At 57.2% G+C, this 8,668-nt stretch carries 14 protein-coding genes; 2 read left to right on the forward strand and 12 right to left on the reverse strand.

Going from position 1 to position 8,668, the window contains the following annotated elements; all coding sequences use genetic code 11:
• Positions 1-61 precede the first annotated feature (61 nt).
• The 3 genes from rpsQ to KUW67_RS03715 form a co-directional block, all read right to left on the reverse strand.
• Complete coding sequence (rpsQ, locus tag KUW67_RS03705; protein ID WP_224823934.1) at positions 62-292, reverse strand: 30S ribosomal protein S17; 231 nt, start codon at positions 290-292, stop codon at positions 62-64.
• Between the two features lie 4 nt (positions 293-296).
• Positions 297-503 (reverse strand): 50S ribosomal protein L29, encoded by a 207-nt coding sequence (gene rpmC, locus KUW67_RS03710; protein ID WP_224823935.1) that lies wholly within the window; start codon positions 501-503, stop codon positions 297-299.
• Positions 504-622: 119 nt separating this feature from the next.
• Positions 623-1,390, reverse strand: a complete 768-nt coding sequence (locus KUW67_RS03715; protein WP_224823936.1) for a TIR domain-containing protein — start codon at positions 1,388-1,390, stop codon at positions 623-625.
• A gap of 100 nt (positions 1,391-1,490) precedes the next feature.
• Here KUW67_RS03715 and KUW67_RS03720 point away from each other — a divergent pair, with 100 nt between their 5' ends.
• Complete coding sequence (locus tag KUW67_RS03720; RefSeq protein WP_224823937.1) at positions 1,491-2,111, forward strand: TIGR02466 family protein; 621 nt, start codon at positions 1,491-1,493, stop codon at positions 2,109-2,111.
• A gap of 624 nt (positions 2,112-2,735) precedes the next feature.
• Here KUW67_RS03720 and rplP read toward each other — a convergent pair.
• Genes rplP through rplB form a run of 5 tightly spaced genes read right to left on the reverse strand, consistent with a single transcriptional unit; the run spans position 2,736 to position 5,377 of the window.
• Positions 2,736-3,149, reverse strand: coding sequence for a 50S ribosomal protein L16 (gene rplP, locus KUW67_RS03725; RefSeq protein ID WP_224823938.1), 414 nt, complete (start codon positions 3,147-3,149; stop codon positions 2,736-2,738).
• Between the two features lie 12 nt (positions 3,150-3,161).
• On the reverse strand, positions 3,162-3,869 hold the full coding sequence (gene rpsC, locus KUW67_RS03730; protein WP_224823939.1) for a 30S ribosomal protein S3: 708 nt from the start codon (positions 3,867-3,869) through the stop codon (positions 3,162-3,164).
• Positions 3,869-4,249, reverse strand: a complete 381-nt coding sequence (rplV, locus tag KUW67_RS03735) for a 50S ribosomal protein L22 (RefSeq protein WP_224823940.1) — start codon at positions 4,247-4,249, stop codon at positions 3,869-3,871. Before rplV ends, rpsC begins: the two co-directional genes overlap by 1 nt.
• A 3-nt stretch (positions 4,250-4,252) precedes the next feature.
• Positions 4,253-4,531, reverse strand: a complete 279-nt coding sequence (gene rpsS / locus KUW67_RS03740) for a 30S ribosomal protein S19 (protein WP_224823941.1) — start codon at positions 4,529-4,531, stop codon at positions 4,253-4,255.
• 3 nt (positions 4,532-4,534) lie between these two features.
• The gene (gene rplB / locus KUW67_RS03745) at positions 4,535-5,377 is read right to left on the reverse strand and encodes a 50S ribosomal protein L2 (RefSeq protein WP_224823942.1); all 843 of its coding nucleotides are present in this window, start codon (positions 5,375-5,377) and stop codon (positions 4,535-4,537) included.
• Positions 5,378-5,783: 406 nt separating this feature from the next.
• Here rplB and KUW67_RS03750 point away from each other — a divergent pair, with 406 nt between their 5' ends.
• Entirely contained in the window at positions 5,784-6,128 is a 345-nt protein-coding gene (locus KUW67_RS03750; RefSeq protein WP_224823943.1) for a phasin family protein, read from the forward strand.
• A 356-nt stretch (positions 6,129-6,484) separates the two neighbouring features.
• Here the strand turns inward: KUW67_RS03750 and KUW67_RS03755 are convergent, their stop codons facing one another.
• Genes KUW67_RS03755 through rpsJ form a run of 4 tightly spaced genes read right to left on the reverse strand, consistent with a single transcriptional unit; the run spans position 6,485 to position 8,590 of the window.
• On the reverse strand, positions 6,485-6,781 hold the full coding sequence (locus KUW67_RS03755) for a 50S ribosomal protein L23 (protein WP_224823944.1): 297 nt from the start codon (positions 6,779-6,781) through the stop codon (positions 6,485-6,487).
• Positions 6,778-7,398 carry a 50S ribosomal protein L4 gene (gene rplD, locus KUW67_RS03760; RefSeq protein WP_224823945.1) on the reverse strand — a complete coding sequence of 207 codons (621 nt, stop codon included), beginning with the start codon at positions 7,396-7,398 and terminating at the stop codon, positions 6,778-6,780. Before rplD ends, KUW67_RS03755 begins: the two co-directional genes overlap by 4 nt.
• A complete protein-coding gene (gene rplC / locus KUW67_RS03765; protein WP_224823946.1) occupies positions 7,395-8,270 on the reverse strand; it encodes a 50S ribosomal protein L3 in 876 nt (291 codons plus the stop codon). Before rplC ends, rplD begins: the two co-directional genes overlap by 4 nt.
• An 11-nt stretch (positions 8,271-8,281) precedes the next feature.
• On the reverse strand, positions 8,282-8,590 hold the full coding sequence (rpsJ, locus tag KUW67_RS03770) for a 30S ribosomal protein S10 (protein ID WP_224823947.1): 309 nt from the start codon (positions 8,588-8,590) through the stop codon (positions 8,282-8,284).
• Between the last annotated feature and the right edge of the window lie 78 nt (positions 8,591-8,668).

An 8,668-nucleotide genomic window follows, 5' to 3' on the forward strand; every position in this document is an offset into this window, starting at 1 on the left:
CGACCTTTGGGGGCCTCTCGGCTCTCTCCCCAGGGTTTCGATTAAACCGGGTTGTTACCGCCTAGTTGGCAATAACCTCCCAGCGTTTCGTTTTCGATTTCGGCGCACATTCCTGAATGCGGACCATGTCGCCGACGTTGAAAGCGTTCTTCTCATCGTGCGCCCGGTATTTCTTGGACTTACGGATGGTCTTTTTGAGAACGGGGTGCGTGAAGCGACGTTCGACCGACACGGTGACGGTCTGTTCGTTCTGGTTGCTGGTCACAACACCTTGGAGGATGCGTTTGGGCATAGGATTAAGCCTCCGAAGCCGCAGCAGCGGCCTTTTCGTTCAAAATTGTCTTAACGCGCGCAGCATCACGGCGAACCGTCTTCATGCGTGCGGTGTTTTCCATTTGGCCAGTCGCCTGCTGAAAACGCAGGTTGAAGGCTTCTTTCTTGAGGTTGGCAAGATCATCGCGGAGCTGGTCCGGCGTCTTGTCGCGCAATTCCTGGGCGTTCATCGCCTGTTTCCTTTTCTCAACATCACTGGAGGGCCCAAAGATGGGTCACCCTGATTCCAGTGGAGTTCATGGTGAAGTGGGCCGTATAGGGGGGTTGGGGGAAGTTGGCAAGGGCCTTGTTAGCTTGATGCTTTAGTAATGTTTTCTGGGTTCAATACGAAACCTGCAGCACGCAATCTATCTGCCAGTTTTGGGACAGCTTCCTTTACATGATCATTGAATGGCACATACAGAATTCCTTGAGCATCCGACGGAACCTCAAGGTGCCCCTTCTTGAGTATTGCGACGTTTCCCCGACCTACCGCAGAGATCAGCATACCCATTTCTAAAACAACGTTTTGCCGGGCCCTCGGCTCGATCGCTTTTTCGCCATCAGCTTTCGAGTAACCCATATCATCGGGCGTCATCAGTACAATACCAAAGCGTGCCGCGTTGTTGTCCGGACCAATCTCACTTTCAAGCGCCTCAATGATAGTCAAGCCGCCGCCACCTGTGTTGGCCAAAACAAACGGGTCAAGTCCAAGCTTATGTAATACCAATTCCAACTGTTCCCTGGCGGCACTGTCATGGCCATGAACAAGAAATACTTTCTTGTTGGCGGTCTTTGGATTTTTGGGGCTTTCCGGTGTCGGCGCAGCCGCATAAACTTCGACAGTGCAGTCTATGTCGGCCTCACCGCCATAATCATTCCATGCTTGCTCGAACTGTGAACGCGCCTCAGGTTTGCCCTGCACTTGGACTTTGCCAGTGGTCGGATACCAGTTTAAAATAGCTCCCTGACCAGTTCTCAACTGATGTCCGTTTTGCTGATCTTTCTGTTCCGTCACCGTAAAACCGCAGCCGTTTACTATACTGATCAGATCGTCCAAAGAACCTTCGTGTTTCATGCAATACCCCAGATAATTCTTAGCAGACTGTATCTATGGATCATTTCTTGCCATTAAAGTCCCAAAATAAAATCTGAGCATTTTAAAGGACACCCCCACGTTGCCCCGCATTTCCTCTCTCTTCGTGACCCGCCTTTACCGTGCCGCTTTATCCGAGCATGGCCCGATTGATCCTTCCGAATTGGAGGCGTCCTGCTTTGCCATCGCCGAGGATGACGAGGCCGGGCAGGACTGGTGCGAAGAGAACGGCTATGCGGGCTACACCAGCTATGCGTCCTTGAGCGATCTGCCTTGGCGGTTTCCGATCTTCAAGGATTTGGTCGAGGTGCTGGACAAGCACGTCGCCGCCTTTGCCGAGGATCTGGAGTTCGATCTGGGCGACAAGACGCTGGTGCTGGAGGATATCTGGATCAACATCCTGCCCGAGGGCGGCATTCACACCTCGCATATCCATCCCCATTCGGTGATTTCCGGCACGACCTATGTGTCGATGCCCGAAGGGACGTCAGCTCTGAAATTGGAGGACCCGCGCTCGCAGATGATGATGGCAGCACCCGTGCGCAAAGCGGAGGCGCGGGAGGAGATGCGGACGTTTGTCTATGCGGAGCCTGCGGTGGGGGATGTGCTGCTGTGGGAAAGCTGGCTCAGGCATGAGGTGCCCATGAACATGGCAGAGGATGATCGGGTGTCGGTGAGTTTTAATTATAAATGGGCGCCTTAGTAGAGCGCCAATCAATATGTCCGGCTGGTGCAATTCACCGAATTACCAAAACTTGAGCAGTTGGTTGTGGTTGTCTGGGGCTGCGTGACAACTACCGGCGGTGGCGTGTATCTCTGCCCACGGAAAGGAAACGTCGGCTGACGCCCATCGCTTTCACCGCATTTGACAGTCATCGTGAACCAAGTTACCGGACCGGGAAGAATATCTGCCGCAATTCCACCCGCATTGCTGTAACTATCAGTGACTGAGTAGGGGCCCCTGCAGATCGCAGAGGCTTTTTTGTAGCATTCGGTCGTTGTTTGATTGCATCGGACTTCAGATACCGTTTCTCCATCAGGTCCGGTGAAAGTTTCCGGTTCTGGAGAAACACAACTGGCTAGCAAAAATGCGCTGATGATTAGTGCTGCCTGAGAACTGTAATACATGATTAGTCGCTTATCTGTTGTTCAACTTATTGATGAAAAGTAGCAGCAATCACACCAAGCAGTTTGTCACATGAAAAAGCCCCCCACCGATCTCGCGGCGGGGGCTTTCATTATTCTGCGACCGGGTGACGCTCTCATTGCTTTTGCACGCAAAAGCAACTGCCGCGCACGCGTCGTTGTCAGCTACGCTGAAACGACGCTACCAGTCCTCTCTCACAACAACCCGGGTCTTCACCGGCAGCTTCATCGCGGCAAGGCGCAGGGCCTCGCGGGCGATGGGCTCGGGCACGCCGTCGATCTCGAACATGACGCGGCCGGGTTTGACCTTGGCGGCCCAGAAATCCACGGAGCCTTTACCTTTACCCATACGCACTTCGACGGGCTTGGAGGTAACCGGCAGATCGGGGAAAATCCGGATCCAGACGCGGCCCTGACGTTTCATGTGGCGGGTCATCGCGCGGCGGGCTGCCTCGATCTGACGCGCGGTGATACGCTCAGGCTGGGTTGCTTTCAGGCCGAAGGAGCCGAAGTTCAGGGTGGAGCCACCCTTGGCTTCGCCGTGGATCCGGCCTTTGTGCATTTTGCGGAATTTTGTACGCTTTGGTTGAAGCATTGCTCTGTCTCCTTAGCGGCGGCCGCCGGCGCCACGGGGCGCGGGACCATCCTGGAGTTCTTGCTGGCGACGGTCACGAGCTGCGGGGTCGTGATCCATGATCTCGCCTTTGAAGATCCAGACTTTGATGCCGATGATACCGTAAGCCGTGAGGCCTTCGGCGTGGGCGTAGTCGATATCCGCGCGCAGGGTGTGCAGCGGCACACGGCCTTCGCGATACCATTCGGTCCGTGCAATCTCGGCACCGCCAAGACGGCCCGCCACGTTCACACGAATGCCCAGGGCACCCATGCGCATGGCGTTCTGCACGGCGCGCTTCATCGCACGACGGAAGGACACACGACGCTCAAGCTGCTGCGCGATGCTTTCAGCGACCAGAGGCGCGTCCAGCTCGGGCTTACGAACCTCAACGATGTTGAGGTGCAGCTCGCTGTCGGTCATCGCAGCCAGCTTCTTGCGGAGCGTCTCAATGTCCGCGCCTTTCTTGCCGATGATGACGCCGGGACGGGCGGTGTGGATCGTGACGCGGCACTTTTTGTGCGGACGCTCGATGATCACACGGCTGACGCCGGCTTGCTTGCACTCTTCCTCGATGAACTCGCGGATCTTAATGTCTTCCAGCAGCAGGTCACCGTAGTCTTTGGTGTCTGCATACCAGCGGCTGTCCCAAGTGCGGTTCACTTGCAGGCGCATGCCGATCGGATTGGTCTTGTTACCCATTAGGCTTGCTCCTCAACTTGACGCACCTTGATGGTGAGTTCCGAGAACGGCTTGATGATCTTGCCGAAACGACCACGGGCCCGCGGGCGACCGCGTTTCATGGTCAGGTTCTTGCCCACATAAGCCTCGGCGACGACAAGCTCGTCGACGTCAAGGTTGTGGTTGTTCTCGGCATTGGCGATGGCGGACTGAAGGCATTTCTTCACGTCGCCTGCGATCCGCTTTTTGGAGAAGGTGAGATCGCTGAGCGCTTTCTCGACCGACTTGCCGCGGATCATCTGCGCCACGAGGTTCAGCTTTTGCGGAGACGTGCGAAGCATGCGCGTTTTCGCCATTGCCTCGTTCTCGGCCACGCGGCGGGGGTTTTTATCCTTGCCCATGACTTACTTCCGTTTCGCTTTTTTGTCGGCGGCATGACCGTAATAGGTCCGTGTCGGTGCATATTCACCGAACTTCTGACCAATCATTTCTTCGCTGACGTTGACAGGAATGTGCTTCCGGCCGTTGTAGACGCCAAACGTCAAGCCCACGAACTGGGGCAGGATCGTCGAGCGGCGCGACCAGATCTTGATGACTTCATTGCGCCCGGATTCCCGTGACTTCTCAGCTTTCTTGAGAACGTAGGAATCAACAAAAGGGCCTTTCCATACAGAACGCGACATAGCTTAGCGCCCCTTCTTCTTGGCATGACGCGAACGAAGGATAAGCTTCGACGACGCCTTGTTCTTGTTACGGGTGCGCGCACCTTTTGTCGGCTTGCCCCAGGGGCTGACCGGGTGACGACCACCAGAGGTCCGGCCTTCACCACCACCGTGGGGGTGATCGACGGGGTTCATCACAACACCACGCACAGAGGGGCGGATGCCCTTGTGACGGTTGCGACCCGCTTTACCGAAGTTCTGGTTGGAGTTGTCGGGGTTCGACACAGCACCGACCGTCGCCATGCATTCCTGACGGACGAGGCGAAGCTCGCCCGACGACAGGCGGATCTGTGCGTAGCCACCGTCACGACCCACGAACTGAGCATAGGTGCCAGCTGCACGGGCGATCTGGCCGCCTTTGCCTGGCTTCATCTCGATGTTGTGGACGATTGTGCCGATGGGCATGCCAGCGAACGGCATTGCGTTGCCCGGCTTGATGTCTGCTTTGGTGGACGCGATGACCTTGTCACCGACAGCGAGACGCTGGGGCGCGAGGATGTAGGCTTGCTCGCCATCCTCATACTTGATCAGCGCAATAAATGCGGTCCGGTTCGGGTCATATTCGATCCGCTCGATCGTTGCGGGAACGTCAAATTTGTTCCGCTTGAAATCGACGATACGGTAAAGACGCTTTGCGCCCCCACCGCGGCGACGCATCGTGATCCGTCCGGTGTTGTTACGGCCACCCGATTTGGTGAGGCCTTCGGTCAGCGCCTTGACGGGGCGACCTTTATACAGCTCCGAACGGTCGATCAGAACCAGCCCACGCTGGCCTGGCGTCGTCGGTTTATACGACTTGAGTGCCATGCTTTCTGTCTTCCGTTGGTTGCACCGGGTACGTGTCCCGGCTTTTCAGTTTGAAGGGCCCCGAAGGTCCCCGGTTCGTGATGTCCCCTGCCCTTTCGTGCATCGCGCCCCGGACCTGATCCGGGGCCTTTGACCACGAGGCCCCGGATCAAGTCCGGGACGGGTTAGCGAACAACAGCAAAGCCCCGGACGAATCCGGGGCCTTGCGGATGGCGTCTGATAGGGGAGCCGCGCAAAGAGGTCAAGGCTTGCAAGCGCCTGATACCGCAGGTGCGGCCACCTAGACCTATATCAAGGCCGCGCTGCCGGGATCATGGTAGATATCACGTCGCGCAGAGCTGCGACGGAACGTGTCGAAGATCCCAAACGTTGAGCGTGAGAAGACAAATTCATAAGGGAGGATAAAATGCCGAAAGCCAAGAAAACACCCAAGGCAGAACCAGTCGGGGCCACCGGGGCCATAGCTGCCGTGAGCCCCATTGCGACGACTGCGTGGCTCAAGATTATGAACGAGAGCACGGGTTTCGTGATGGAGCGCTTGCAGCGTGATCTGGAGATGCAGCAGGCGATGTTGCGATGCACCAGCCCCGCCGAGTTGCTGAAACTTCAGACGGAGTTTTATCAGACCGCCATGCAGGATTACTCGGCCGAGGCCGCGCGCGTTTTCGAGCGGATGTCGGCAATGACGAAAAGCTCACTGGATGAGGCGACGTCAAACCGCGCGCGGAAGTTCAATGACGTGCCGCTTTAGGTGGTCTCTCGTTTGGAACAATGTCGGCTTGTCTCATAGTCCTCGAAAAGACATACAATTCCTTGTGTTTATCGTAAGCTGAATTTTTCGAGGCGGACCGTCTGATCTGGTCGAACCGGGGACAGTATGAGATTTACATTTCGGGCCATCAACGCGCAGCGATGCGATGTTCACCGACAAGCTGTTCTTCAAGCACGGCGTCTATTCGCGCAATCTGTTCCCTTACGAATTGCAGTCCGAAGGGATGCGTGTGCGAAAGGTCAGGCTGAAAGAATAGACCAATCCGCTTGCCTCAAACGAAAACCCCCGGTGTCACAGGACACCGGGGGTTTTTTCTTAGCTCTGGCAACCCGTCCTTACAGACCGGTGCTCACGTCAATCGTATTGCCCTCTTCCAAGGTCACATAGGCTTTCTTGACGTCCTTGCGGCGACCGAGTTGGCCCCGGAACCGCTTGGCCTTGCCTTTGGTGATCGTCGTGTTGACCGCTTTGACCTTCACACCAAAGAGCGTCTCAACGGCCTCTTTGATCTGGGGTTTGTTCGCGTCGATCGCCACTTCGAAAACCACTGCGCCGTTCTCGGACGCCATTGTGGCTTTCTCGGTGATGACCGGCTTGCGGATCACGTCATAATGTTCAGCCTTCGCGCTCATTTCAATCGAGCCTCCAGTGCTTCGACACCTGCTTTGGTGAGCACGAGCGTGTCACGCTTGAGGATGTCATAGACGTTTGCGCCCATCGACGGCAGAACATCGAGACCTTCGATGTTGCGGGCGGCCTGAGCGAAGTTTTCGTTCACTTCGGCCCCGTCGATGATGAGGGCGCGCTTCCAGCCAAGCTCTTTGATCTGCTTGGCCAATGCGCCCGTTTTTGCGTCCTTCATGTCGACCGTGTCGATCACGACCAGCTCGCCTGCGGTCGCTTTCGCGGACAGAGCGTGCTTGAGACCGAGCTTGCGGAATTTCTTCGTCAGCTCGTGGCCGTGGCTGCGCGGGGTCGGGCCTTTGTAGACACCACCACCGCGGAAGATCGGCGCGTTGCGGGAACCGTGGCGTGCGCCGCCGGTGCCCTTCTGGCGATAGATCTTCTTGGTCGAGTAGCTGGTTTCCGAACGCGTCTTGACCTTGTGGGTGCCAGCTTGCGCGTTGTTGCGCTGCCAGCGGACCACACGGTGCAGAATGTCTGCGCGCGGCTCCAGACCGAAGATGGCGTCGTCGAGATCGACGGAGCCTGCCTTCTTGGCGTCGAGCTTAATCACATCGAGTTTCATTCGTCGCCTTCCTTCTTCTCAGCTGCATTGTCTGGCGTATCGTCAGACTTCTCAGCTGCAATTTCGGCTTCAGCAGCCTTGAGTGCTGCTTCTTCCTGGGCTGCGGCCTCTGCGGCTGCGGCCTCTGCGGCGGCGGCTTCTTCAGCAGCGGCAGCGGCGGCAGCTTCTTCGGCAGCTTTCGCAGCGGCTTCGGCGTCCGACTTCAGCGCAGCGGGCAGAATGGCGTTCTCGGGGAACGGCTTCTTGACCGCATCCTTGATCGTCACCCAACCGCCTTTGGAACCGGGAACAGCGCCTTTAACCATGATAAGACCACGGTCGGCATCGGTGCGGATCACTTGCAGGTTCTGCGTCGTGACCTTGGCGGCCCCCATGTGACCAGCCATTTTCTTGCCTTTGAAGACCTTGCCCGGATCCTGACACTGACCCGTGGAGCCGTGCGAGCGGTGGCTGATGGAGACACCGTGCGTGGCGCGCAGGCCGCCGAAGTTGTGACGCTTCATGGCACCGGCAAAGCCTTTACCAATAGACGTGCCACAGACGTCAACGAACTGACCCTCGAAGTAGTGGTTCGCGGTGATCTCTTCACCAACGGCGATCACGTTCTCAGGGGCCACGCGGAACTCAGCGATCTTGCGCTTGGGTTCCACCTTGGCCGCTGCGAAATGACCACGCATGGCTTGGGATGTGCGTTTTGCCTTGGCCGACCCGGCGCCCAGCTGAACAGCGCTATAGCCGTCCTTCTCAGGCGTGCGGTTTGCGACCACTTGCAGTTTGTCGAGCTGGAGAACGGTGACAGGAACCTGCTTTCCGTCTTCCAGGAAGAGCCGGGTCATGCCGACCTTCTTTGCGATTACACCAGAGCGCATCATGGATACTCTCCTTAAACCTTGATCTCGACGTCAACACCGGCAGCCAGGTCGAGCTTCATCAGCGCGTCCACTGTCTGGGGTGTCGGGTCGACAATGTCGAGCAGGCGCTTGTGCGTCCGGATTTCCCACTGGTCGCGGGATTTCTTGTCAACGTGGGGACCACGCAGGACGGTGAAGCGTTCGATCTTGTTGGGCATCGGGATCGGGCCACGCACTTGGGCGCCCGTCCGTTTGGCTGTGTTGACGATTTCCTGCGTGCTGGCATCCAGAACGCGGTAATCGAAAGCCTTCAGCCGAATGCGAATAGTTTGGCTTTGCATTTGATGAGCCTCTCGCGGCGTTAGAGTTGATAGGTGGAGCGGCGATCAGCCGCCGCCCCACTTCGAACCCGTAGGTCT

Origin of the sequence: Cognatishimia sp. MH4019 (assembly GCF_020177595.1) — a bacterium.
Classification (GTDB): domain Bacteria; phylum Pseudomonadota; class Alphaproteobacteria; order Rhodobacterales; family Rhodobacteraceae; genus JAHTBL01.